Origin of the sequence: Streptomyces sp. SAI-135, from assembly GCF_029893805.1 — a bacterium.
GTDB lineage: Bacteria > Actinomycetota > Actinomycetes > Streptomycetales > Streptomycetaceae > Streptomyces.
In genome coordinates, this window is sequence record NZ_JARXYP010000002.1 from 7,168,411 (window position 1) to 7,191,817 (window position 23,407).

Annotated in this window: 22 protein-coding genes; 9 read left to right on the top strand and 13 right to left on the bottom strand. The window is 73.2% G+C overall.

Annotation, left to right across the window (positions count from 1 at the left end; genetic code table 11):
• Positions 1 to 9: 9 nt before the first annotated feature.
• The 7 genes from M2163_RS36815 to M2163_RS36845 all read right to left on the bottom strand — a co-directional run bounded on the left by M2163_RS36815 (position 10) and on the right by M2163_RS36845 (position 6,579).
• Positions 10 to 687: a GntR family transcriptional regulator gene (locus M2163_RS36815; RefSeq protein WP_280896142.1), complete on the bottom strand. Its 678-nt coding sequence runs from the start codon at positions 685 to 687 to the stop codon at positions 10 to 12.
• A gap of 65 nt (positions 688 to 752) precedes the next feature.
• Positions 753 to 1,754, bottom strand: coding sequence for a proline racemase family protein (locus M2163_RS36820; protein ID WP_280896143.1), 1,002 nt, complete (start codon positions 1,752 to 1,754; stop codon positions 753 to 755).
• 34 nt (positions 1,755 to 1,788) lie between these two features.
• Complete coding sequence (locus M2163_RS36825) at positions 1,789 to 2,685, bottom strand: dihydrodipicolinate synthase family protein (protein WP_280896144.1); 897 nt, start codon at positions 2,683 to 2,685, stop codon at positions 1,789 to 1,791.
• Between the two features lie 87 nt (positions 2,686 to 2,772).
• Positions 2,773 to 4,173 (bottom strand): FAD-dependent oxidoreductase, encoded by a 1,401-nt coding sequence (locus tag M2163_RS36830; protein ID WP_280896145.1) that lies wholly within the window; start codon positions 4,171 to 4,173, stop codon positions 2,773 to 2,775.
• Complete coding sequence (locus tag M2163_RS36835; protein ID WP_280896146.1) at positions 4,166 to 4,465, bottom strand: (2Fe-2S)-binding protein; 300 nt, start codon at positions 4,463 to 4,465, stop codon at positions 4,166 to 4,168. Before M2163_RS36835 ends, M2163_RS36830 begins: the two co-directional genes overlap by 8 nt.
• Positions 4,462 to 5,661, bottom strand: a complete 1,200-nt coding sequence (locus M2163_RS36840) for an FAD-binding oxidoreductase (RefSeq protein WP_280896147.1) — start codon at positions 5,659 to 5,661, stop codon at positions 4,462 to 4,464. The genes M2163_RS36835 and M2163_RS36840 overlap by 4 nt, the downstream gene beginning before the upstream one ends.
• A gap of 105 nt (positions 5,662 to 5,766) precedes the next feature.
• Complete coding sequence (locus tag M2163_RS36845; RefSeq protein WP_280848584.1) at positions 5,767 to 6,579, bottom strand: hypothetical protein; 813 nt, start codon at positions 6,577 to 6,579, stop codon at positions 5,767 to 5,769.
• 349 nt (positions 6,580 to 6,928) lie between these two features.
• Here M2163_RS36845 and rsgA point away from each other — a divergent pair, with 349 nt between their 5' ends.
• From rsgA to M2163_RS36860, 3 genes are all read left to right on the top strand, one after another.
• Positions 6,929 to 8,029: a ribosome small subunit-dependent GTPase A gene (gene rsgA, locus M2163_RS36850; RefSeq protein WP_280896148.1), complete on the top strand. Its 1,101-nt coding sequence runs from the start codon at positions 6,929 to 6,931 to the stop codon at positions 8,027 to 8,029.
• Positions 8,030 to 8,257: 228 nt separating this feature from the next.
• The gene (locus M2163_RS36855; protein ID WP_280897371.1) at positions 8,258 to 9,637 is read left to right on the top strand and encodes a DNA-3-methyladenine glycosylase 2 family protein; all 1,380 of its coding nucleotides are present in this window, start codon (positions 8,258 to 8,260) and stop codon (positions 9,635 to 9,637) included.
• Between the two features lie 2 nt (positions 9,638 to 9,639).
• A complete protein-coding gene (locus M2163_RS36860) occupies positions 9,640 to 10,122 on the top strand; it encodes a methylated-DNA--[protein]-cysteine S-methyltransferase (protein ID WP_280848582.1) in 483 nt (160 codons plus the stop codon).
• On the opposite strand, the gene M2163_RS36865 is transcribed toward M2163_RS36860, so the two are convergent.
• Entirely contained in the window at positions 10,119 to 10,490 is a 372-nt protein-coding gene (locus tag M2163_RS36865; protein ID WP_280896149.1) for a PPOX class F420-dependent oxidoreductase, read from the bottom strand. The two genes, M2163_RS36860 and M2163_RS36865, sit on opposite strands and share 4 nt — an antisense overlap.
• A 120-nt stretch (positions 10,491 to 10,610) precedes the next feature.
• Complete coding sequence (locus M2163_RS36870; RefSeq protein WP_280848580.1) at positions 10,611 to 11,093, bottom strand: DUF456 domain-containing protein; 483 nt, start codon at positions 11,091 to 11,093, stop codon at positions 10,611 to 10,613.
• 181 nt (positions 11,094 to 11,274) lie between these two features.
• Here M2163_RS36870 and M2163_RS36875 point away from each other — a divergent pair, with 181 nt between their 5' ends.
• Together M2163_RS36875 and M2163_RS36880 are read left to right on the top strand one after the other, a co-directional pair.
• A complete protein-coding gene (locus tag M2163_RS36875; protein ID WP_280896150.1) occupies positions 11,275 to 13,143 on the top strand; it encodes a protein phosphatase 2C domain-containing protein in 1,869 nt (622 codons plus the stop codon).
• Positions 13,144 to 13,197: 54 nt separating this feature from the next.
• A complete protein-coding gene (locus M2163_RS36880; protein ID WP_280848578.1) occupies positions 13,198 to 14,940 on the top strand; it encodes a pyruvate dehydrogenase in 1,743 nt (580 codons plus the stop codon).
• 46 nt (positions 14,941 to 14,986) lie between these two features.
• On the opposite strand, the gene M2163_RS36885 is transcribed toward M2163_RS36880, so the two are convergent.
• Positions 14,987 to 16,354 (bottom strand): helix-turn-helix domain-containing protein, encoded by a 1,368-nt coding sequence (locus M2163_RS36885; RefSeq protein ID WP_280896151.1) that lies wholly within the window; start codon positions 16,352 to 16,354, stop codon positions 14,987 to 14,989.
• Between the two features lie 229 nt (positions 16,355 to 16,583).
• On the opposite strand from M2163_RS36885, the gene M2163_RS36890 reads away from it, so the two are divergent.
• From M2163_RS36890 to M2163_RS36900, 3 genes are all read left to right on the top strand, one after another.
• Entirely contained in the window at positions 16,584 to 17,195 is a 612-nt protein-coding gene (locus M2163_RS36890) for a hypothetical protein (protein ID WP_280896152.1), read from the top strand.
• Positions 17,196 to 17,290: 95 nt separating this feature from the next.
• A complete protein-coding gene (locus M2163_RS36895; protein WP_280848575.1) occupies positions 17,291 to 17,755 on the top strand; it encodes a hypothetical protein in 465 nt (154 codons plus the stop codon).
• Positions 17,756 to 18,564: 809 nt separating this feature from the next.
• Complete coding sequence (locus M2163_RS36900; RefSeq protein ID WP_280896153.1) at positions 18,565 to 18,987, top strand: ATP-binding protein; 423 nt, start codon at positions 18,565 to 18,567, stop codon at positions 18,985 to 18,987.
• A gap of 91 nt (positions 18,988 to 19,078) precedes the next feature.
• Here M2163_RS36900 and M2163_RS36905 read toward each other — a convergent pair whose 3' ends face one another.
• Together M2163_RS36905 and M2163_RS36910 are read right to left on the bottom strand one after the other, a co-directional pair.
• Positions 19,079 to 20,116 carry a DUF2637 domain-containing protein gene (locus tag M2163_RS36905; protein ID WP_280896154.1) on the bottom strand — a complete coding sequence of 346 codons (1,038 nt, stop codon included), beginning with the start codon at positions 20,114 to 20,116 and terminating at the stop codon, positions 19,079 to 19,081.
• A gap of 314 nt (positions 20,117 to 20,430) precedes the next feature.
• Positions 20,431 to 21,312, bottom strand: a complete 882-nt coding sequence (locus tag M2163_RS36910) for a (2Fe-2S)-binding protein (RefSeq protein WP_280896155.1) — start codon at positions 21,310 to 21,312, stop codon at positions 20,431 to 20,433.
• Positions 21,313 to 21,467: 155 nt separating this feature from the next.
• On the opposite strand from M2163_RS36910, the gene M2163_RS36915 reads away from it, so the two are divergent.
• Positions 21,468 to 22,268 (top strand): GntR family transcriptional regulator, encoded by an 801-nt coding sequence (locus tag M2163_RS36915; protein ID WP_280896156.1) that lies wholly within the window; start codon positions 21,468 to 21,470, stop codon positions 22,266 to 22,268.
• Between the two features lie 330 nt (positions 22,269 to 22,598).
• Here the strand turns inward: M2163_RS36915 and M2163_RS36920 are convergent, their stop codons facing one another.
• Positions 22,599 to 23,372 carry a hypothetical protein gene (locus M2163_RS36920; protein ID WP_280896157.1) on the bottom strand — a complete coding sequence of 258 codons (774 nt, stop codon included), beginning with the start codon at positions 23,370 to 23,372 and terminating at the stop codon, positions 22,599 to 22,601.
• Positions 23,373 to 23,407: the final 35 nt, after the last annotated feature.

Genomic DNA, 23,407 nt, shown 5'->3' on the forward strand with positions numbered 1-23,407 from the left:
CAACTCGTCCTACGGCGCCGCCCACAGCCCCCGCACATGACCGATGTGCCGGGTCATCACCTCGCGCACCGCCGGTTCGTCGCGGGCGACCAGCGCGTCGAGGAGTTCGAGGTGCTCCTCGGCGGAGGCCAGCAGGCGGCCGGACTTGACCAGGGGCGTGAGGCCGTAGAGCCGCGACCGTTTGCGGAGGTCGCCGACCACCTGGACCAGGTGCGCGTTGCCCGCGAGCGCGAGCAGGCCGAGGTGGAAGCGGGTGTCGGCCTCGACGTACGCGATGAGGTCACCGGAGACCGCCGCCTGGACGATCTCCCGGGCTGCCGGACGCAGCGCCTCCAGGGAGACCGGGTCGGCGGTCGAGGCCAGCTCCACGACGGTGGGGATCTCGATGAGCGAGCGGATGTGGGTGTACTCGTCGAGCTGCTCCTCGGAGACCGCGGTGACCCGGAACCCCTTGTTGGGGACGGTGTCGACCAGGCCCTCCTTGGCGAGGTCGAGCATGGCCTCGCGCACGGGCGTGGCCGACACACCGAAGCGGGCGGCGAGCGCGGGCGCCGAGTACACCTGCCCCGGGAGCAGCTCGCCCGCGATCAGCGCGGCCCGCAGGGCGTCGGCGACCCGCTCCCGGTAGCTGCTCTTCCTGCCGCCGAGGACGGGCAGGGCCGGGGTGCTGGATCGCTGGGCGGCCATGAGGGGCATCTCCTAGTGGTGCAATGTCACGCGGCACCCGGCATTATCCTCGACCCGCACGGGGCTCACAGGACGAAGCCCGCCGGGAACGGATCGGTCGGGTCGAGCAGGTACTGGGCCGTGCCGGTGATCCATGCGCGCCCGGTGAAGCTGGGCAGCACGGCGGGGCGGCCCGCCACCTCGGTGGTGCCGAGGAGCCGGCCCGTGAACCGCGTCCCGATGAAGGACTCGTTCACGAACTCGGTGTGCAGCGGGAGTTCACCGCGCGCGTGCAACTGGGCCATGCGCGCACTGGTGCCGGTGCCGCAGGGGGAGCGGTCGAACCAGCCGGGATGGATGGCCATCGCGTGCCGGGAGCGTCGGGCGGTGGCGCCGGGTGCGAGCAGATGGACGTGGTGGCAGCCGCGGATGGACGGGTCCTGCGGATGGACCGGCTCCTCCTCGGCGTTGATCGCCGCCATCAGGGACAGCCCCGCCCGCAGGATGTCGTCCTTGCGGTCCCGGTCGAAGGGCAGCCCGAACTCCTCCAGCGGCAGGATGGCGTAGAAGTTGCCGCCGTACGCCAGGTCGTACGTCACCGTCCGCCCGTCGGCCAGTGCGATCCTCCGGTCCAGGGCGACGGAGAAGGACGGCACGTTCCGGAGCGTGACGTGCTGCGCCCTGCCGTCCTGCACCGCGACCTCGGCGACGACCAGCCCCGCCGGGGTGTCGAGCCGGATCGTGGTGACCGGCTCGACGACCTCGACCATCCCGGTCTCCACCAGCACGGTCGCCACCCCGATGGTGCCGTGTCCGCACATCGGCAGATAGCCCGAGACCTCGATGTAGACGACACCCCAGTCGCAGTCCGGGCGGGTCGGCGGCTGGAGGATCGCGCCGCTCATCGCCGAGTGCCCGCGCGGCTCGTTCATCAGGAGCTGCTTGACGTCGTCGCGGTGCTCACGGAACCACAGCCGCCGCTCGTTCATGGTCGCGCCGGGAATCGTGCCGATCCCGCCGGTGACCACGCGGGTGGGCATGCCCTCGGTGTGCGAGTCGACGGCGTGCAGGACGAGTTTGCTGCGCATGACGCTCCTGGTGCTCGAAGGGACGGTACGAGACTCACACGAGCCCGGCCGCGACCGCCTTCTCGGTGGCGGCCCGCACGACGGCCTCCTGCTCGGGCAGCAGCGGGACCCGCGGCGGACGGCACTTCCCGCCGGGCCGGCCCACGATGTCCATCGACAACTTGATCGCCTGCACGAACTCGACCTTGGAGTCCCAGCGCAGCAACGGGTGCAACTGCTCGTACAGCTTCTTCGCGGTGGCCAGGTCGCCGCTCACCGCGGCCCGGTACAGCTCGACCGACGACCTGGGCAGCGCGTTCGGGTAGCCGGCCACCCAGCCCTTGGCCCCGGCGAGCGCCAGCTCCAGCAGTACGTCGTCGGCGCCGATCAGCAGGTCGAGTTCCGGGGCGAGTTCGGCGAGCTGGTAGGCGCGCCGGACGTCACCGGAGAACTCCTTGACCGCCCGGATGAACCCCTCCGCGTGCAGCTTGGCCAGCAGCTCCGGCACCAGGTCGACCTTGGTGTCGACGGGGTTGTTGTACGCCACGACCGGCAGGCCCGCCTTCGCGACCTCGGCGTAGTGTGCGAGCACGGACCGCTCGTCGGCGCGGTAGGCGTTGGGCGGCAGCAGCATCACGGAGGCACAGCCCGCGTCGCGCGCCTGCTCGGCCCAGCGGCGGGACTCCGCCGAGCCGTACGCGGCGACTCCCGGCATCACCCGCTCACCGCCGATCGCCGCCACGGCCGTCTTCACGACCTCGGCCCGCTCCTCGGGCGTCAGCACCTGGTACTCGCCCAGCGAGCCGTTCGGCACGACCCCGTCGCAGCCGTTCTCGACCAGCCAGGCGCAGTGCTCGGCGTACTGGTCGTGGCTCACGGACAGGTCGTCGTTCAGCGGCAGCGCGGTGGCGACGAGAACACCGCGCCAGGGGCGCAGGTCGGTGGTGGTCATACGGTTTCCCTCTCCTGGGGTGTTCATGGGGTGTTCATGAGGTGTGACATTGCACTGATCCCGGGGCCAGTGACGACCCTCTCCGGTCTACGCCGACTCCTCGCTCTCTCCGGCCCGCGCCAGCACGCCCAGCGGCACCGGCCGCGCGAACGGTCTGCGCCCCGCCGACTGCTCGCATCCGGCGATTCCGGCCACCCCGGGCCCGCACACCCGGCCCTGGCACCAGCCCATCCCGGCGCGCGTGAGCAGCTTCACGGTCCGCAGATCGCCGGCCCCCAGCTCCCGCACCGCCTCCCGCACCGCACCGGCCGGCACCTCCTCGCAGCGGCACACCACGGTCTCGTCGGTGACCTGTTCGGCCCAGTGCGCGGGCGGCGCGTACACGGAGTCGACGGCGGCGAAGAAGGCCCGCAGCCGCTCCCGGGTCCGCGCGGCGGCCGCCCACGAGGCCGGGTCCGGCGTCCGCCCGGCCAGCCGTGCCGCGATCGACCGCCCGGCGATGTGCCCCTCGGCGAGCGAGAGGGCGGAGCCGCCGATGCCGGTGGTCTCGCCCGCCGCCCACACGCCCGGCACGTCGGTGCGCTGCTCGTCGTCGACGTGCACGGCGGTCCCGTCGACGCGGCAGCCCAGCGCGTCGGCGAGGTCGGTGTGCGGCAGCATGCCGTGGCCCACGGCGAGGGTGTCGCAGTCGAGGCGCCGACGGGTGTCCGGGCGCACCCGTCCGTTCCGGTCGAGGGCCGCGACCGTCACCGCCTCCAGCCGCTCGGCGCCGTGCGCCGCCACGACGGTGTGGTGGAGGAACGTGCGCACCCGGTGCCGCAGCAACCGGCCCGCGTACCCGGCGCCTTCAACCACCTTGTCCGGTCGGGCCGCCAGCGCCCGGGACCGCCGTACGAACGCCGCCGGGTCGGCCGAGTCCACCAGCGCGGCCACCGTCGCGCCCGCCGCGGCGAGCCCGGTGGCGACGGGCAGCAGCAGCGGCCCGGTCCCGGCGACGACGGCGGTGCGGCCCGGCAGCACGAGTCCGCCCTTGAGCATGGCCTGCGCCCCGCCCGCGGTGACCACGCCGGGCAGGGTCCAGCCGGGGAAGGGCAGCACCTTCTCGTAGCCCCCGGTGGCGAGGAGGACGGCGTCGGCGTGCACCTCGGCCGCCTCGGCCTGCTCGGGGCCGGTGAGGGCGTGCACGGTGAGCCGGGCGGCGCCCCGGCGCTCCACGAACCAGACGTGATGGTCCGTCAAGTGCCGTACGGTGCCCGCCCGTACGTGGGTGCGGAGCCTGTCCCGGAGCCGCTCCCAGGTCCGCCACTGATGGTGCAGGGCCTGCGGGCGGCGGGCCCCGAGCCCCGGTGCGGGCTGCCGGTAGAACTGCCCGCCCGCCTCCGGCGCCGAGTCGATCAGTGTGACGCGGATGCCGCGGGCGGCCGCCGCGAGGGTGGCGGCGAGTCCGGCCGGGCCCGCGCCGATCACCGCCAGGCTGGGTTCACTCATCGTGGCCCGTCCCCTCCTGGGTGCGGATCGCGTCACCCGGCCGCAGGGGCACCAGGCAAGCGCGTTGGTTCGGGCGGTCGTTGACGGTCACCAGGCAGTCGAAGCAGACGCCGATGCCGCAGAAGATCCCCCGCGGGCGGCCCTCGCCCCGGGTGGTGCGCCAGGAGGTGACCCCCGCCGTCCACAGGGCGGCGGCGACGGTCTGGCCGGGCAGGGCCTCGACCTCCCGCCCGTCGAGCGTGACGGTGAAGGCGGGGCCGGGCTCGGCGCGCACCAGGTCCAGCGGATTCACGAGGCCTCCCGGGAGCCGGGCGAGGTGGCGGGCGAGGTGGCGGGTGAAGAGCCGGAGGTGTCGAAACGGTCGGGCCGGAAGGGCGCGAGATCCAGGGCAGGGGCCTGCCCGGTCAGCACCTGGGCGATCAACTGCCCCGTCCCGGTGGACAGTCCGATGCCCGCGCCCTCGTGGCCGCACGCGTGAAGCAGCCCCGGCACCCGCGGGTCGGGCCCGATCGCGGGCAGGTGATCGGGCATGTACGGCCGGAAGCCGAGATAGGCCCGCATCGCGTGCACCCGCTCCAGGAACGGGAACAGCCGGGTCGCGCCCGCCGCCAGCGCCCGCAGCGCGGGAAGCGACAACGAGCGGTCGAAGCCGACCCGTTCGCGGGTCGCGCCGATCAGGACGGGCCCCGCGGCCGTCCCCTCGACCACCGGCGAGGTCTGCAGGGCCGCCGAGTCGCTGGCCACGTCGGCCACGTAGTCGGCGGCGTACACCTTGTGGCGGACCAGGCGGGGGAGCGGCTCGGTGACGAGGACGAAGCCGCGCCGCGGAAGCACGGGCAGGTCCGCTCCCGCCAGCGCGGCCAGCTCACCGCCCCAGGTCCCGGCGGCGTTGACGACGTGCGGCGCGTGGATCTCCCCCCGGCCGGTCCGCACCCCGCGGACGGCACCGCCGGCCCCGAGCAGCACCTCGGTCACCGCCGCACCGGTGAACAGCCGGGCGCCCGAGGCCCGTAGGAGACGGGCGGCGGCGAGCGTCGGCATGACCTGCGCGTCCTGGGGATACAGCACGCCGCCCGCGAGCCCGGGGGCCAGGTGGGGCTCCAGTTCCCGCAGGCGGTCCGCGTCCACCCGCTCCGCCTCGACACCCGCGGCCCGCTGTCCGGTCGCGAGCTTCTCCAGGGCCTCAAGGCCGTCGGGGCCGGCGGCGACGACCACGCCGCCCTTGAGCTCGTACTCGATCGCGCCGCCGACCTCCTCCGCCAGGTCCGCCCACAACCGGCCGGACAGCAGGGCGAGTCCGAGCTCGGGGCCGGGCTCCTTGTCGGAGACCAGGAGATTGCCCTCACCGGCGCCGGTGGTGCCGCCGGCCACCGGGCCGCGGTCGACGACGATCACGTCGAGACCCGCCCGGGCGGCGTACAGGGCACAGGCCGCGCCCACCATCCCGGCGCCGACGACCACGACATCGCAGGTCAGTCGCTTGCTCACGTCAGTACTATGTCACATGGCGCACAGGGCGGGAACACCCCGACGGCCGATGGCCGCCGCCGGGCCCGCGGGCGTGGCCCCGGACGGGCGGTTCCCGTCAGCCCGTCAGTCGACCTCACCCGGGTCGGCGGACGGGGTCCGGCCCGCCTGGACGTCCTTCAGCCGGGCCGTGCCCAGCTTCACCGCCTGCTCGGTGCTGTCGCCGTCCACTCCGTCGAGGCCGCCGTTGGTGAGGGTGATGGCGTCCGTGCCCACCCGCACGGCCGCGACGTCGAGGGTGAGCGTGGCGGGCTCGCCGCCCGAGGTGCCCCGGACCGTGACCCGCAGCCCCTGACGGGCGTCGCCCTCCTTGGGCAGGGACCGCTCGGTCACCTGGACCGTGCGCTCGGCCCCGGAGTCGTCCGTCACCGTGAACTGGTCGCACTTGACCGGCAGGCTCTTCAGCCAGGAGAAGGAGCTGTCCAGCCCCGCCCTGTCGTAGGCGGCCACCTGGTACAGCAGCCGGGACGCACCCTCCTCGAAGCCGGTGAGCGCGGACGCCCCGGACGGCTTGCCCAGGAGATCGTCGCCGTAGAGCCGGTCGAGAAGCTTCTGGCAGTCGGCGGCGTCCGCCTTGCCGGTGATGAAGTCGGCGACGTCCACCTTGCCGACCAGCAGGCTGTCGCGCCAGGTGGCCGCGTTCTTGACCTGGCTCCAGTCGTCCTCCAGATCCGCCTCGGTCACCAGCGCGGCCCGCGCCCCGGCCGGGGTGAGCGCGGCCGGGGACGCCTGGGCGAGCGGCGAGGAGGAGATCTCCGTGGTGTCCGCGCGGCCCCGCCCGCTGTCGTCGCCGTCCGAACACGCGGATGTCGTCAACAGGACACCGGCGGCCAGGGCCGGAGCGAGGAGGCGCAGGGGGCGGGAGGGGCGCTGGGTCATCACGGGCTCTCCTGGAGATGGGGGGTCGCCTCCCATGCCACAACCGCATCTCCCGGACGACCAGCGCACCCGGGCTGTTCGAGTGAGGCGAGTGGGGCGGGCGGGCGCAGGGCCCGCGCTCCGGGGACCGGAAAACCCATGGCGCCCCCGACGCGCGTGCCTCTACAGTGAGGGCACTTCGCACGGCGGCTCACGGCTGCCGTGCCCCACGAGCGAGGAATGAGGGAGGTGTCGACCGATGGCTGTCTTTGCGCTGCGCCCTGCCCGCATCCAGATCATCAAGTCCACCTCCGTGGCCCTCGGCTGACATCAACTCCCTGCGCCGGGCCACCCTTGTGAAGGGTCTCCCTTGACTTCCAGCTCCACTTCTCAGGTTTTCTCCGCTCTCGCTCCCTACGGCTGGGACGAGGCATGGGCGGACGCGTTCGCCCCCTACGAGCCCGAGGGGCTCCTGCCCGGACGCGTGGTCCGGGTCGACCGCGGGCAGTGCGACGTCGTCACCGCCGACGGCTTGCTGCGGGCGGACACCGCCTTCGTCACCCCGAACGACCCGATGCGGGTGCTGTGCACCGGCGACTGGGCCGTCGTCGAGCCCGCGGGCAATCCGCGGTACGTACGGACGTATCTGCCGCGCCGTACCGCCTTCGTGCGCTCCACCTCCTCCAAGCGGTCCGAGGGGCAGATCCTCGCGGCCAACGTCGACCACGCCATCGTCGCCGTGTCGCTCGCCGTCGAACTCGACCTCGGTCGTATCGAACGCTTCCTCGCCCTGGCCTGGGAGTCCGGCGCTCAGCCCGTGGTCGTCCTCACCAAGGCCGACCTCGTGCCGGACGCGGTGACCCTCTCGCATCTCGTGCAGGACGTGGAGACGACGGCACCGGGGGTTCCGGTGCTGACGGTCAGCGCCCTCGACGGGGAGGGGCTCGACCTGCTCCTCGCGGTTGTCTCCGACGGTACGACCGTGCTGCTCGGACAGTCCGGTGCGGGAAAGTCGACCCTGGCGAACGTCCTGATCGGCGAGGACGCGATGGCCGTGCAGGCCACGCGGGACGCGGACGGGAAGGGACGTCACACCACCACCACCCGCAACCTTCTCGCCCTGCCCGGCGGCGGTGTGCTGATCGACACGCCCGGCCTCAGGGGCGTCGGCCTGTGGGACGCCGAGACCGGTGTCGGACAGGTCTTCTCCGAGATCGAGGAACTGGCCCGGCAGTGCCGCTTCCACGACTGCGCGCACGAGAGCGAGCCCGGGTGCGCGGTGCTGGCCGCGATCGACTCCGGTGAGCTGCCCGAGCGGCGGCTGGAGAGCTACCGGAAGCTGATCCGGGAGAACCAGCGGATCGTGGCGAAGACCGACGCGAGGCTCCGTTCGGAGATCCGGAAGGAGTGGAAGAAGCGGGGGGCGCAGGGCAAGGCGGCGATGGAGGCGAAGAGGGGGCGCTGGGCGTAGACGTTCGGCTGCGGCCGAGCGGGGGCTGGTCGCGCAGTTCCCCGCGCCCCTGGGTGGGTGCAGTCGTGGACCGCCTGGCTGTACCCACCTGCTTGGGGGCGCGGGGAACTGCGCGACCAGCCACGACGCACCCGCACCCGGCCACGGGCCCGTCGCTCTCCCCCCGGCATCGCCCTGTCCGATTTCCGCCAGCGGCGCCCCCGCGCAGGGCGGAGACTGGAACGCGTGATGGACGAGGACACCAGGTACGAAGCGGTCCGCAGCCGGGACGCCCGGTTCGACGGGGAGTTCTTCTTCGCTGTCGAGACGACCGGCATCTACTGCCGGCCCAGCTGCCCCGCGGTGACCCCGAAACGGCACAACGTCCGCTTCTACGCGACGGCCGCCGCCGCGCAGGGCTCCGGCTTCCGGGCCTGCCGGCGGTGCCGTCCGGACGCGGTGCCCGGCTCCGCGGACTGGAACGTCCGGGCGGACGTGGTGGGCCGGGCGATGCGCCTGATCGGCGACGGCGTCGTCGACCGGGAGGGCGTCGCCGGGCTCGCCGGCCGCCTCGGCTACAGCGCACGCCAGGTCCAGCGCCAGCTCACCGCCGAACTGGGCGCCGGACCCGTCGCCCTGGCCCGCGCCCAGCGCGCCCACACCGCGCGCGTCCTGCTCCAGACCACCGGCCTGCCGGTCACGGAGATCGCGTTCGCCTCGGGCTTCGCCAGCGTCCGGCAGTTCAACGACACGATCCGGGAGATCTACGCCTCGACCCCCAGCGGACTGCGGGCCGCCGCCCGGACCGCCCGCCGCGCACCCACCCCCACCGCCGGCATTCCGCTACGGCTCGCCCACCGCGGCCCCTACCGCTCCGGCGCCGTCCTCGACCTGCTGGAGCGCGAGGCCGTACCCGGCGTCGAGGAGGTGAGCGGACCACCCGGCCGGCGCACCTACCGCCGTACCCTCCGCCTCCCGCACGGCACCGGCATCGTCGCCGTCCACGAACGCCCCGGTACCACCAGGACCACCTCCGGCGCGCACCCCGGCGGCTGGCTCGACGCGCAGCTGCACCTCACCGACCCCCGCGACCTGACCACCGCCGTCGGACGGCTGCGGCGCCTCTTCGACCTCGACGCCGATCCCTACGCCGTGGACGAACGGCTCGGCGCGGACCCCCGGCTCGCCCCTCTGGTCGCCGCCCGGCCCGGACTGCGGTCACCCGGCGCCGCCGACCCCGAGGAGCTCGCCGTACGGGCACTGGTGGGCCGTACCGAATCCGAACGGCTCGTCCAGCGGTACGGCAAGACCCTGGACGCGCCCTGCGGCAGCCTGACCCACCTGTTCCCCGAGCCCGCGGCCCTCTCCGGGGCGCCCGGCACCCTGGGCACCCTCGCCACCGCCCTCGCCGACGGAACCGTACGACTCGATCCGGGCGCCGACCGCGACGAGGCACAGCAGGCGCTGCTCGCCCTGCCGGGTCTGGACGCCCGTACCGTCGCTGTCATGCGCGCCCGCGCCCTCGGTGACCCCGACGTCGCCCCACCGGGCCTCGACGCCCCCGACACCTGGCGCCCCTGGCGCTCCTATGCCTGGCAACACCTGCGCACCGCAGGGGAGTTGGAGTAATCATGACCGTCCGCTGGACCCGCGTCGACAGCCCCGTCGGCAGCCTGCTCCTCACCGCCGACGAGACCGGCGCGCTGACCTCGCTGTCCGTGCCCGGGCAGAAGAACGGCCGTACCGTCCAGGAGGGCTGGGTCCACGACCCCGCCCCCTTCCGGGACGCAGAGGAGCAGCTCGCCGCCTACTTCGCCGGTGAACTCAAGGAGTTCCAGCTGCGGTTGCGCCCCGAGGGCACCGAGTTCCGGAGCCGGGTGTGGGACGCCCTCGACGACGTCCCGTACGGCGCCACCACGACGTACGGTGAGATCGCCGCCCGTGTCGGTGCCTCCGGGGTCGCCGTCCGGGCCGTGGGCGGCGCGATCGGAGCGAACCCGCTGCTGATCCTCCGCCCGTGCCACCGGGTGATCGGCGCCAACGGCCGGCTCACCGGATACGCGGGCGGCCTGGAGCGCAAGACGGCCCTGCTCGCCCTCGAAAGGGCCCTCTAGGACTCCTCCAGCCCCCAGCTGTGGATGCGTCGCGGATGGACGCGGATCAGCTCCTCGCTGAAGTGCGGGCCCAACTCGTGCGGGCCGGTGAGGAGTTCCGCCTCTCCGCGGATGTCGATGCCGCGCACCCGCCACGGCCTCAGGCTGACGATGTCGTCCACCACCAGCGCGACCTTCGGATTCTTCTGGAGGTTGCGCCACTTCTTGGTGCGGCCCATCGCGTGGCCGCCGATCAGGATGGTGCCGTCGTCCTGCGGGAAGAAGCCGACCGGGTTCGCCTGCGGCTGTCCCTGCGGGTCGACGGTGGCCAGCCGCCCCAGCCGCTGGGACCTCAGGTACGCGCGCTCGGCCTCGCTGAATTCGGTCATGGCAACCACCCAAACACGCGCGAGCCGCCCGCACATCGGACTCCGGTCCTGGGCTCGTCCGGGGTGGACGGGGTGGACGGGGCGGCCGGGCCGGGGCCCGTCCGGGGTCGCGGTTCCGTGTCAGCCCCACAGCACCGCCCCCAGCCACGCGCCCATGATGAGCAGACAGGTGAACAGTTCCGCCAGCACGCTGGAGCCGCCCGAGCGCATCGCCTGCCGCAGGGCCGCCCTCGCCTCGCCGTGGCGGCCGAGGCGGAGCCGTTCCGAGACGTAGACGCCGGCCATGAAGCCGGGGATCGCGCCGAGCACGGGGACGAGGAAGAACCCGAGGAACGCGCCCAGACCGGCGTACACCGCCATCCGCGGGGTGGCCCCGCTGTCTCGCAGCCGGCGCGGTGGCAGCGCCCAGCGGACCACCTGGGACAGGAACAGGGCGGCGGTGGCCGACACGAGCACGAACCAGGCGAGCGGCTGCGGATCCTTCAGCGCCCACCACAGGACCGCCGCCCACACGAACCAGGACCCCGGCACACCGGGCACCAGAACCCCGACCAGGCCGAACAGCATGACCAGGCCGACCAGCAGGAGGTCCCACACTCCCATTCGTCCAGGGTGCAGGAGGGTGGCGCGAAGCGCAGATCAGCGCACGTCCGGCGGGGCCCGGCGACCTGGTGGGGGACGTGAGTTCGACGGATCACTCGACACGCCGTTCGACGGGTGCGGCGGTGCTTGATTTTCCCGATGCCCCGTTTTCATACGGCCGCCGCGGTGGACAATTAGGGGCATGAGCCAGCAGGGGGGAAGGCCCACCGGTCACGAGGACGACTGGTGGGGACAGCTGTACGACTCCACCGACGACACGGGCCCCGCACCTGCCCCGGACACCCTGGACGACCGCTTCGCCTCCGCCACGGGGGCGGTCGGGGACGCGGCGACCCGGGAGGGGCGTGGTGGCGGTGCCGGTGACCGGGCGGACGGCACGCCCCGGCAACCCGGCTCCGCGGAGGCCGGCGGCGAGGGCGAGCGGGCCGCCGCCCGGGCGGAGACCGGGGCCGGGGGGCAGTGGCCCGAGTCCGAGTCTGGGTCCGGGGCCGGGTCAGGGGACGAGTGGCGCGCTCGGGGCGGTGGCGGGGTTCCCGCGCCGCGTGCAGGTTCGTCCGATGCAGTGGGCCCATCGCCCGGCGGCCCCCGGACTCCGTGGGAACCGCCTCCTGACGCGCCCGCACCCTTCCCGCCCGGCCCCAAACCACCCGGCTTCGTCGCGCGCGCCCCAGAGGACCGGCCACCTTCGCCACCCGCTGGTCGCGCGTCCACGGAGACACCTCCGACCCCGACCGTCCCGGCCTCACGCATGCCGACCGACCCCCCGAGGCCGACCGAACCCCCGACACCGGCCGAACCCCCGCGGCCCCCGGCACCCCCGTACCCCTCCGCCCCACCGCAGAACACCGACGCCCGTGCCGAGGACGTGCCGGGTCCCGTGGGCGCGGCCGAGACGCGGCACGGTGCGGGCGACTGGTGGGCCACCCCGCCCGGCCCCGAAACCGGCGCCGCCCAGGAAGCCCCCGCCGGTCCCGGCTCCACCCAGCCCAACCCCGCACCCGAGCCCCCCGGACACGATCACGAAGCCGCCCCCGCTCCGCAGACACCCCGCACCGCCACCCGCCTCGACCTGCCCACCCTCCCTCCCGCCCCCGTCGGGTTCGTCGGCTCCGGGCCGCCCACCTATGACGCCGAACCCACCGCCCTGCCACCCGCCGACCCCGACGAGCTCGACGACCTGGTGGCGGACACCGTGCTGGACGGGGCCCGGTACGGAGCCTGCACTCTGCGGGCGGTGTCGGTGCGCGGGGACTCGGCCAGGTTCCGGGGCGAGCCACGGCGGGACTCCCTGCTCACCGCCCGGTTCGGCACCGGCGACCAGGCGCTGATCCTCGTCGCCATGGCCACCGGCGCCCGCGCCACCCCCGGCGCCCACCGCGCCGCCGCCGAGGCGTGCCACTGGATCGGCCGGGCCGTCGGACGCAGCCACGCCCGGCTCGCGCAGGACATCGGTGCCGCCCGCCGGGGCGACCTCAAGTCGGGGCTGCACCGGCTCACCGACCGCAGCCTCGGCAAGCTCCGCGCCAGCGCCGTCGAACAGGGCGTCGACCCGGAGGAGTACGCCGCCACCCTGCGCTGTCTGCTCCTGCCCGCCGACCCCGACTGCCGTGTCCGCGTCTTCTTCGGCGTCGGCGCGGGCGGCCTCTTCCGCCTCCGCGACGGCGAGTGGCACGACATCGAACCGCGGATTACCGACGTCACCGGCGAACCCGTCGTCGGCTTCGGCTCGCTGCCCTCCGAGACCCCCGACGGCGACCGCCTCACCATGGACCTCGGCATCCCCACACCCCCGAGCCCCTACGAACCCGCCCCGGAGCCGCCCCGCGAGGCCTTCCGCTTCCGCGCCTCCGTCGCCCGCCCGGGTGACACCCTCCTCATGTGCACCGGCGGCCTCGCCGACCCGCTGCGCGGCGAGCCCGAACTGTGCGACTACCTCACCGGAAGGTGGTCAGGCCCCCCGCCCGGCCTCGCCGCGTTCCTCGCCGACAGCCAAGTCCGGGTCAAGGGATACGCCGACGACCGTACGGCCGCAGCTGTTTGGGAGGCGTGATCGCGGCCAGTGTGGATTGATGGACCCAAGGAGACCGAAGGGGTGCATGGATCCATGGCCAAGCAGAACGTCGCCGAACAGTTCGTGGACATCCTCGTCAGGGCCGGGGTGAAACGCCTCTACGGCGTCGTCGGCGACAGCCTCAACCCGGTCGTGGACGCGGTCCGCCGCAACGCCGGCATCGACTGGGTGCACGTACGGCACGAGGAGACCGCCGCCTTCGCCGCGGGGGCCGAGGCGCAGATCACCGGGAAGCTGGCCGCGTGCGCCGGCTCCTGCGGGCCCGGCAACCTCCATCTCATCAACGGCCTCTACGACGCCCACCGCTCCATGGCCCCGGTCCTCGCCCTCGCCTCGCACATCCCCTCCAGCGAGATCGGCCTCGGGTTCTTCCAGGAGACCCACCCCGACCGCCTCTTCCAGGAGTGCAGTCACTACAGCGAGATGATCTCCACCCCCCAGCAGATGCCGAGGCTGCTCCAGACCGCCATCCAGAACGCCGTCGGCCGCTCCGGAGTCAGCGTCGTCTCCCTCCCCGGCGACATCGCCGACCAGCCCGCCCCCGAGAAGGCCGCCGAGACCGCCCTCGTCACCTCCCGGCCCAGCGTCCGCCCCGGCGACGCCGAGATCGACAAGCTCGTCGAGATGATCGACAAGGCCCAGAAGGTCACGCTCTTCTGCGGCAGCGGCACCGCGGGCGCGCACGCCGAGGTCATGGAGTTCGCGGAGAAGGTCAAGTCACCGGTGGGGCACGCCCTCAGGGGCAAGGAGTGGATCCAGTACGACAACCCCTTCGACGTCGGCATGAGCGGGCTGCTCGGCTACGGCGCCGCCTACGAGGCCACCCACGAGTGCGACCTGCTGATCCTGCTCGGCACCGACTTCCCGTACAACGCCTTCCTCCCCGACGACGTCCAGATCGCCCAGGTCGACGTGCGGCCCGAACACCTCGGCCGCCGCTCCAAGCTGGACCTGGCGGTCTGGGGTGACGTGAAGGAGACCCTGCGGTGTCTGACGCCGCGGGTGAAGGAGAAGACGAACCGGCGCTTCCTCGACAAGATGCTCAAGAAGCACGCCGACGCGCTCGAAGGGGTCGTCAAGGCCTACACCCGCAAGGTCGACAAGCACGTCCCCATCCATCCCGAGTACGTGGCCGCCGTACTGGACGAACTCGCCGACGACGACGCGGTGTTCACCGTCGACACCGGCATGTGCAACGTGTGGGCCGCGCGGTACATCTCGCCCAACGGCCGTCGCCGCGTGATCGGTTCGTTCTCGCACGGGTCGATGGCGAACGCGCTGCCGATGGCGATCGGCGCCCAGTTCACCGACCGCCGGCGCCAGGTCGTGTCGATGTCCGGCGACGGCGGGTTCTCCATGCTGATGGGCGACTTCCTCACCCTCGTGCAGTACGACCTGCCCGTGAAGGTCGTCCTCTTCAACAACTCCTCGCTCGGCATGGTCGAGTTGGAGATGCTGGTCGCCGGGCTGCCCTCCTACGGCACCGCCAACAAGAACCCCGACTTCGCCGCCGTGGCCCAGGCCTGCGGGGCCTACGGCGTGCGCGTCGAGAAGCCCAAGGACCTGGCAGGGGCGCTCAAGTCGGCGTTCAGGCACAAGGGCCCGGCCCTCGTCGACATCGTCACCGACCCCAACGCCCTGTCCATCCCGCCGAAGATCAGCGCCGAGATGGTCACCGGCTTCGCCCTGTCCGCATCGAAGATCGTCCTCGACGGCGGAGTCGGCCGCATGCTCCAGATGGCCCGCTCCAACCTCCGCAACGTGCCACGGCCCTGAGAGCCGCGTGACGGCTTCGCCGAGCGGGGGCGTCCCCGGTCGGCTCCTAGCCCTCGGATTTCACCCACGCGCGCTCGCCCGCGGCGTTCGTGCCGTACCAGAGACGGGTCAGGCCTTTGATGCTGCTCGTGCGGAACGGGCGGCCGTGGTCGTCGATGCGGACCGTGCCCGTGCGGCCCTGGGAGGACCAGTCGAGTTCCAGGTACCAGTTGCAGTCGTAGGTCTGTGTCGTCGCGGTGACCAGCAGCACCTCCGGGTCCGTGGCGGAGACCCGGTAGGGGAACTCCACCGCGGGGACGGTCTGTCCGGTGTCGTTGCCGGCGACCGCGTGGGCGACGGGGCGGTCGATGTCGAGGTTCACGTCGAAGCCGCGGGGGGTGATCCCGCCGCCGCAGCCCTGGTCCATGGCGTACGCGGTACCGGGTGCCGGGGAGCCGCGGCCGGTGATCCGGACGCGGAGTGCCTCCAGGACGACGGCCGTGGAGGACCGCCCCTGCACGGTGATCTGCACCTTCGTCTCCCGCCCGTGGATCGCGCCCTGGGTCGCCGCCCAGGTCCCGGCGTCCTGCACGAGCGGGGGCGGCGGAACCTGGGAGGGCGGCTTGTCGATGACGTAGTCGTGACCGCAGCTTCCCTCCCAGATCTGGGAGTTCGCGCTCCAGGTCAGAGGAGTGCCGACAGAGGTCCCCTGCTGCCCGGCCCCCGTGCTCTTCTTCGAGGTGCCGCGGCTGTGGGAGGCCGAAGCGGAGGGCCGCGTCCCGCTGGCCTCGGCGGAGGGGGAGGCGGACGTGGCGCCGGGACTCGGTGACGGCGATCCGGAGCGGGCGGGCGGACCCGACGCGGTCGCCCGGGACGACGGGTCGGGAGCCTGGGCCACCTTGTCCGAGGCGGGACGGCCGGACGGCAGCGCCGACAGACTGCCCAGGGTGGCGAGAGCGACCACGACGGCGGCCGCGGTGACGAGGAAACGCCGGCGGCGGAACCAGGGGAGGGGCGGCGGCGCGGACACCGTCACCCGCACGGTGTCCGGCGCGTCCGCCCGCCCACTGTCGCCCGGTCCCTCGTCTTCGCTCTTGCTCTCCTCCGCGCGCGGATCTCCCGCTGTCCCGGCCGGCACGACGAGGGCCTCCGAAGCCTCCGCGATCCGTGGCCGCTGCCTCGCCGCCACCGCCGACAGCCACAGCCGGTGCAGGTCCATCCGCTCCTCGGCCGAGGCCCCGCACAGGGCGGCGAACCGTTCCACCGGTGCGAAGTCGACCGGTACGGCATCCCCCGCGCAGTACCGGTGCAGCGTCGAGGTGTTCATGTTCAGCCGCCGGGCCAGCGAACCGTAGCTGCGGTCCGTGCGCTCCTTCAGCCGCCGCAGCAGAGCCGCGAACTCCTGGACATCGTCCTGTGGTTCCGGTGCCGACAACGATTTCCCCCTAGCTCCCGCATCCCAGCCACTCCCTGTACCTGCACGTCAGAGGGCCTGGGATGGTTCCATGCCGACGGATCCCGTGTCCCATGTTGCGTCCGCCCGGTGTGACCGCTGATGCTCTTGGTGTCGCACCGACCGGGCCGGACCGACCATCCGGCGTCGGCGTGGCATCCCACATCCCTGCACCCATTTTCTTGGTGCACGTATCTCACGGGGGACACCCATGCCCAAGCGCAGTCGAGCAGGCGCGCTCACCGTACTCTCTCTCACCGGCCTCATGCTCGGGGTCACCCTCTCCGTCGAGGCCGGGGCCGCGCCCGCCGCGCCCAGGTTCCTCTCGGCCGCCGAGCTCCCGCCGCACCCCTCGTCCGCCTGGACGGCGGGCAAGGTGACCGACGGCGTTCCGGACGAACTGCTGCTCTGCCTCGCGGACGCGCTGCCGGGCTACGACTCCCGGTACCGCGATTTCCGCACCGACCTGGACACCAGTGCCCGCCAGCTGACGATCGAGGTCGGCACCAAGGCGAAGGCCGCGGCCCTGGCGGCCCGTATGAACAAGGAGATCCGCACCTGCGCGGACCGCCTCGAACAGGGTGACCCGGACCTGGAGGCGACGTACAAGGACTACGGCAAGGTCGCGGTCGAGGAGGGCGCCCGGGTGCACGGTCTGCACACCGAGCACGCGATCGGCGCCACCGACATCCACCTGCTGTCCGTGGGCCGGGACGACCGGACCGTCACCGTCGTGGAGTGGTCCCAGATGGGCGACTTCGCCGACGCCCCGGTGAAGGCCTTCAAGAAGACGACCGCCACCGCGGTGAACAAGCTCTACTGAGAACCGGGGCCGCCCTCCCGCACGGGGGTCGGGCGGGCGGCCCCGCACGGACCACATCACCAGCAGCTCACACCGGAACGAAAACGGGGAACACGATGACCACGACCAAGACGACCCGCCGCGCCACTGTGGCCGTCGGCCTCGCCCTGGCCCTCGGCCTCGGCGTCACCGCCCAGGCCTCGGCCGGAGCCCCGCGCAGCGTCAGCGGGAAGCCCTCCGACAACATCACGCGCATCGCCGACTTCTACGGCGCCTACATCGACGCGGTGAGCGACGAGGGCGCCGGCGAACTCCAGGACGCGCTGCGCGCGCACTACCTGACGCCCGCCTTCCAGAAGGAACTGAACGCCTGGGAGGAGAAGGAGCACGCCGACGGTGTCCTGCGCGCCCAGAACGTACCGCTCGCGTGGAAGGTCACCGACAACGGAACCGCCGCCCGCACGGAGGCCGTCGTCACCCTCACCTGGAGCGCCGGACAGACCAGCACCCTCGTCGTCGACATGACCCGCGACAGCCACAAGATCCTCCACATCGGCGCCAAGGGCCTCAAGAGCAAGTAGCGGCCAGATCAGGCCAGTTTCCCTGCCGCCCCAGCCCTTCCCCGGATACGACGGGCTCGGCAGCGCGCGGTCGGCGGATCGGCCCACGCCGGGCGGTCCCGGTGTCCCGGAGCCGGGTGGGCCGGCGGGCCCTGCGGCACCGCGGACCCGGAGGCCCGCCGAGGTGGCACCCGCACCGGCTCACCCCCGCCCTCCGGGCCCCGTCCACCGGGCCCGGGCGGCGGGGGCGCACGCCGTGCACGGGGCGCGTGAGCCGTCGTACGGCAGGCTCCCGACCCGGCGCCCGGGCCGGGGCCGCGGGCGGCCGGGACCGGTCCTCACCTGGCAACCCCGTTCCGCTCGCTCCTCCCTGTCCTCGGAGCCACCCCGCCGACCAGGTACTTTCCCGTGCCTTCCCGCTCGTGAAGGGACGGCGCGCCGCGCGGCGGGTCGGCCGGGGCGGGCGCCGAGGGGCCGGGCACATGCCACCCGGGGGGAACCGGCGGCACAGGCACCGCAGGGCGGGAGGCCCGCAGGGACCGCCGCGGGGCGCCGTCGTCATGCGACCGCGCCGTCGCGCGCGGGGTGCCGCCCGGCGCGGTCCGGGCTTCCTCCGCTTCGCGGGCACGCCCCTGGTCGCCGCAGCAAACGTGGCCGAACACCTGGTCGTTGACGATTCGACATGACTGGCGCCTGAACTACGGGGGCATGGATCCCCGTGAACGTGTTCGAGCAGGAGGGAAACCGACATCGGCACGCGGGCGGGGGTCATGAAGAGGCAGGCACGAGGAGGCGGTCCCACGGCAGGAGGGGCCTTCTCGGCACAGACGATGGAGGAGAAGGCCGACAGCGCCCTGGAGCAGGCGCAGTCGCCTCAGCTCCGGCGCAGACTGGAGCGGGCGGACCTGGGGGCCGTACCGGAGACACGCAGGGCCTTGCGCGAGCTGTTACGACACTGGGGGAGGCCCGGACGGTCCGAGATAGCCGAACTGCTCACCAGCGAACTCGTCACCAACGCCCTGGTGCACACCGACCATGACGCGGTCGTGACCGCCACGGTCGGTCCGCGGGCCCTGCGGGTGGAGGTGCGGGACTTCGTCGCCCGCATACCCCGGGTCCGGGTGCCGAACACCGACGAGTGCACGCACGGCAGGGGCCTGGCCCTGGTCCAGTCCCTCGCGGACGCCTGGGGCGTACGGGCACACGGAGTGGGCAAGGCCGTCTGGTTCGAACTCGACGCCGGAGCGGCGTGAACCACGGGAAGGGGGCGTGACCGCTCGGTCACGCCCCCTTCCCGTGATGCTTCGGCCTCGCGGCCGCGCCCTTCAGGCCTCGGCCCTCGCCTCAGCCGAACTGCTGCTCAAGGTCCTTGAGTTTGCGCTCCAGCGAGTCGAGACGCGGCAGCGCCATTGTGTCGTCCTCCGCGGTGAGGTCGACCGAGTGCGACTCGGAGCCGCCCCGGACGGGCTGGAGAGAGGGCCGCTGGCGTACCGGCAGCGGCTCCGGGCTGGATATCGCGGGTTCCGCCGAGGCCCGCTCCAGGGCTGCCTGCGGCTGCTGCTCCAACTGGCGCCCGCCGCCCCGGCCCACGAACCCGCGATGGCCCCGGCTGATCGCCTTGAGCTGGGCCCGCTCGACCCGCTCCTGCTCGCGGCGCCTGAGACGGGCCGCCTCCTTCTGACGCTTGTCCTCACGGACCTCGTCCACCGCCTCGTCGAGGCTGCGCACGTTCTCCAGCAGCATCAGCGACCAGGCCTTGTACGTCTCACGAGGCGCCCTCACCCAGCGGACGATACGGATCTGCGGCAGCGGACGCGGCACCAGACCCTGCTCGCGCAGCGCGGCCTTGCGGGTCTGCTTCAGCGCGCGGTCGAACAGGACGGCGGCCGAGAGGGACATGCCGGAGAAGAACTGCGGGGCGCCGTCATGGCCGAACCCCCTGGGCGCGTGGACCCAGTTGAACCAGGCCGCCGCACCGGCGAACGTCCACACGAGTATCCGGGAGCCGAGGGCCGCGTCACCGTGGCTGGCCTCGCGGACCGCGAGCACGGAGCAGAACATCGCCGCCCCGTCCAGGCCGAACGGGACCAAGTACTCCCAGCCGCCGGACAGGTTCAGGTTCTGCTGGCCGAAGCCCACCAGACCGTGGAAGGAGAGGGCGGCGGCGACCGCCGCACAGCAGAACAGAAGGACATAGGAGGCGGTGCCGTATATGGCCTCCTTGCGCCTGCGGCGCTCCTCGCTCCGCTCCCACGAGTCGTCTTTCGCGTGCTCCCCGCCGGACCGCTTGCTCCGCGCGAGCACCGCCACCGCCGCCAGCATGCCCAGGAGCAGTACGGCGCCCGGAAGCAACCAGTTCAGCGATATGTCGGTCAGTCTCATCTGGGGTCCCTTGCATTGGGATAGGGCGTAACGCCCGCCATAGTGGCCCAATCCCAACGACCCTCAGGCGTTTTCGGGGCAAGAGGCCGCCAAGGAAGTGCAAGGGGTTGCCCAGGGCGGCATTCTGCTCGAACTGCCGCATGAGGGGCGGGAGTTGAGTTCGAATAAGACTACCCGTACGGGTGGTTCCCCGGAAAGTTCCTGCGCCAAGTGAGGAAGTTGTGAATTGCCTGTAACCGAACGGGCGTCCCAGTCGGCGTTGATCTTACGGGACGCCGAAGCGGTGTCCGCGCCGGGGGTCCCCTGAGGGTGCCTCAACTCGCCGCGGCCGCCGTGAGCTTGGCGATCCGGTCCGTGTCGCAGGTGCGCGGGCAGGTGACGCAGGTGTCCTCGGGGGCCAGCGTGTAGTACATGCAGCAGCTCACCCGGTCCCGGGTGAGCAGGGGCCCGCCGTCCGGTCCGGCGAGCACCCGGAAGGCCGGGGAGCCGGCGTACGGCTTCGTCGTCCCCGGCAGCAGGAGCTCCAGGGCGTGCTCGGCCCGGCGCTTCTCGTGCTCGCCGAACAGCTCGGCGACGTACCAGAGGCCCTCGACGATCTCGTCGGTCACCATGCCCCACAGCGCCCTGCCGCGTCGGCGCATGCGCGGGCCGAAGGTGGCGAGGAGCGGTTCCATGTGCTCGGCGATCGCCTCCCGCAACTCGGCGCGCAGGGCCTCCTCGTCGGGCACCGTGTACGCGCCCGGCAGTGCCGCCGCGGGGTCGTCCGGGAGGCAGGCGAAGGGCCCCGGGTGGACCGCGAGGGACATCGGACCCCGGGTGCGGTCGTAGGAGACGTGGGCGACCGGGTAGCGGGGGACCCGGCGCTGCAGGAACCACGGGACGGTGAAGAGGAGGCAGGCCGGCCAGGCGTACCGGTGCAGTCCGAAGCCGGCGATCACGTCCGGGCGGCCCTTCTGGGCGTTGTCCCTGAGGACCTGCTCGTCGTCCCAGGCGAGGAAGGCGTCCAGGGCGGGCGCGTGCTGTGCGAGGGCGGCTGCGGTGACCCAGCCGTCGGTGGCCGGGAGGGCGGTGTCCTGCGGCAGCTCCGTGACCGTCAGCGCCGGGAGGGCCTCGGTCAGGCGCGCGTAGGCGGCGGTGACGGCCGAACCGGCGGCCGGACCAGGGGCTGAACGGGGGGCGGGCAGCGGTACGGGCATGCGGGTCCACCGATTCGCAGTCGCTTAAAGGTAAGCCTTACCTTACCAACTCGTCCGGGATTTGAACTGGAGGGTTCTGCGCCTAAGGTGCTTGACGGGTGAGTAACAACCTGCCGTTAATGACCTCAAGTACTGACACGTCCGGAGGAGGGCCCGTGAAGCAGGGTGCGCAGGGCTCCGCCGGGACGACGGGTGCGCGGCGGGACGCCGGCGTGGGCGCGGTCCGGGTGCCGCCGCAGACACGGGTCTCCGACGGGGCGCGGGTCCGGGACGAGACCGGTTCCGGGGCCCGGGGCGAGCACACCCACAGCGAGGTGCCGATTCCGCGCCCGGTCGTGCAGCGGGCCTCGGTGCGGGGGCAGATCCTCGACGCGCTGCGCACGGCGCTGCTCGCGGGGGAACTGCGGCCCGGCGAGGTGTACTCGGCGCCCGCGCTCGGGGAACGGTTCGGGGTTTCGGCGACGCCCGTGCGCGAGGCCATGCAGCAGCTCGCGCTGGAGGGGGCCGTCGAGGTCGTCCCCAACCGGGGGTTCCGGGTGGTCGAGCGGGGTGCCCGTGAGCTGGCCGAGCTGGCCGAGGTGCGGGCGCTGATCGAGGTGCCGGTGGTGCTGCGGCTGGCGCGGAGCGTGCCGGTGGAGCGGTGGGCCGAGCTGCGCCCGGTGGCGGAGGCGACCGTACGGGCCGCGTCCTCGGGGTGCCGGGCGACCTACGCGGAGGCCGACCGGACGTTCCACCGCGCGGTACTGCTGCTGTCCGGGAACGAGCAACTGGTCCAGATCTCCGAGGACCTGCACCGGCGGTCCCAGTGGCCGCTGGTGGGCGGGCCCGCCGCGCGGGGGCGGGCGGACCTGATCGCGGACGCGGCCGAACACACGGCGCTGCTGGACGCGTTGATCGCGCGGGACCTGGATGTGGTGCGGGCGTTGGTGGGCGGCCACTTCGCCGGCGGAACCTGAGGGTTCCTGCGGTCGTCTGTCGTCCGCGGGCCGGTGGGGGCCGGTTGCGCAGTTCCCCGCGCCCCTGATGCCTGCGGCGGCCTGTGCGGCTCCGGTGGGCGTCTGCAATCCGCGGAGCGGTTGTCTGTTGTCCGCGGGCCGTTGGGGGCCGGTTGCGCGGTTCCCCGTGCCCCTGATGCCTGCGGCGGCCTGTGCGGCTTCGGTGGGCCCTTGCAACCCGCGGCCCCTCCTGGTGCGGGTGACTGCACCTGCCCAGGGGCGCGGGGAACTGCGCGATCAGCCCCCGCCGACCCGCAGTCGCCTCACGACCCTCACCCGCACCCCGTCAGCTCAGGCCGTGGCCGCCGGTGGGGCCAACTGCCGCGCCAGCCACGTGGGTACGCCCCCCAGCAATCGGTACAGCCGCCGCGCCTCCTCGCGCAGCCGGGACGCCTCGGGTTCCACCTCCGCGTCCGCCAGCGAGGCGAGCGCCGGTGCCGTGCCCACCAGGTAGCCCAACTCCTCGCGGATCCGCAGCGACTCGGCGAAGCCGTGCCGCGCCTCGGCCAACTCCCCTTCGCGCAGGGCCAGTCCGGCGAGGTGGCGCCAGGTGAAGGACAGCAGCAGGGAGTCGGACTGGGCCGTGGCGCCCGCGTGGGCGCGGCGGTAGGCCGCTCGGGCCGCCTGGGGGGAGTGGGTCAGGTTCTCCGCCAGCAGGCCCCGCCGGAAGTCCAGCAGGGCCCGCCCCTGTGCCCCCGGAGGGATCAGCGCCGCCGCGCGGCCCAGCGCCGCCCTCGCCTCGTCCGCGCGGTCCCGGACCCCGTGGAGCGTCGAGGCGTACGCAAGTTGCCCCCGTTCACAAGCGGCCGCTCCCCGTTCGTCGTCGCTGTGGGCCAGCGCCTCGGCGGTGCGCAGCGCGTCCTCCGCCTCCGCCCAGCCCTGCTCCGTGTACAGGCAGCGTTCCACCAGAAGTGCCGCTCTCTGCAGGGCCGCCGGCGCGGTGACCGGTTGGAGCAGGGCGGCCGCGTCGGCCCAGCAGGCTCTTGAGCGCAGCCGCCATACCGCGGTCTGGAGTGGATCGTCACCGGCGGTCGTTCCGTTACCAGACATGGCGGTATGCGCCACGTTGCCCTCCCCGAGCGCGCCGTCGAGCTTTGAGT

Excerpts from the sequence above, each read along its gene's own strand:
- M2163_RS36875 (WP_280896150.1), top strand. The coding sequence starts at position 11,275 with ATGAGCCAGCAGGGGGGAAGGCCCACCGGTCACGAGGACGACTGGTGG.
- M2163_RS36830 (WP_280896145.1), bottom strand. The coding sequence starts at position 4,173 with ATGAGTGAACCCAGCCTGGCGGTGATCGGCGCGGGCCCGGCCGGACTC.
- M2163_RS36815 (WP_280896142.1), bottom strand. The coding sequence starts at position 687 with ATGGCCGCCCAGCGATCCAGCACCCCGGCCCTGCCCGTCCTCGGCGGC.
- M2163_RS36855 (WP_280897371.1), top strand. The coding sequence starts at position 8,258 with ATGGACGAGGACACCAGGTACGAAGCGGTCCGCAGCCGGGACGCCCGG.
- M2163_RS36865 (WP_280896149.1), bottom strand. The coding sequence starts at position 10,490 with ATGACCGAATTCAGCGAGGCCGAGCGCGCGTACCTGAGGTCCCAGCGG.
- M2163_RS36900 (WP_280896153.1), top strand. The coding sequence starts at position 18,565 with ATGGAGGAGAAGGCCGACAGCGCCCTGGAGCAGGCGCAGTCGCCTCAG.
- M2163_RS36825 (WP_280896144.1), bottom strand. The coding sequence starts at position 2,685 with ATGACCACCACCGACCTGCGCCCCTGGCGCGGTGTTCTCGTCGCCACC.
- M2163_RS36910 (WP_280896155.1), bottom strand. The coding sequence starts at position 21,312 with ATGCCCGTACCGCTGCCCGCCCCCCGTTCAGCCCCTGGTCCGGCCGCC.
- M2163_RS36890 (WP_280896152.1), top strand. The coding sequence starts at position 16,584 with ATGCCCAAGCGCAGTCGAGCAGGCGCGCTCACCGTACTCTCTCTCACC.
- M2163_RS36820 (WP_280896143.1), bottom strand. The coding sequence starts at position 1,754 with ATGCGCAGCAAACTCGTCCTGCACGCCGTCGACTCGCACACCGAGGGC.
- M2163_RS36870 (WP_280848580.1), bottom strand. The coding sequence starts at position 11,093 with ATGGGAGTGTGGGACCTCCTGCTGGTCGGCCTGGTCATGCTGTTCGGC.
- M2163_RS36905 (WP_280896154.1), bottom strand. The coding sequence starts at position 20,116 with ATGAGACTGACCGACATATCGCTGAACTGGTTGCTTCCGGGCGCCGTA.
- M2163_RS36845 (WP_280848584.1), bottom strand. The coding sequence starts at position 6,579 with ATGACCCAGCGCCCCTCCCGCCCCCTGCGCCTCCTCGCTCCGGCCCTG.
- M2163_RS36895 (WP_280848575.1), top strand. The coding sequence starts at position 17,291 with ATGACCACGACCAAGACGACCCGCCGCGCCACTGTGGCCGTCGGCCTC.
- M2163_RS36860 (WP_280848582.1), top strand. The coding sequence starts at position 9,640 with ATGACCGTCCGCTGGACCCGCGTCGACAGCCCCGTCGGCAGCCTGCTC.
- M2163_RS36880 (WP_280848578.1), top strand. The coding sequence starts at position 13,198 with ATGGCCAAGCAGAACGTCGCCGAACAGTTCGTGGACATCCTCGTCAGG.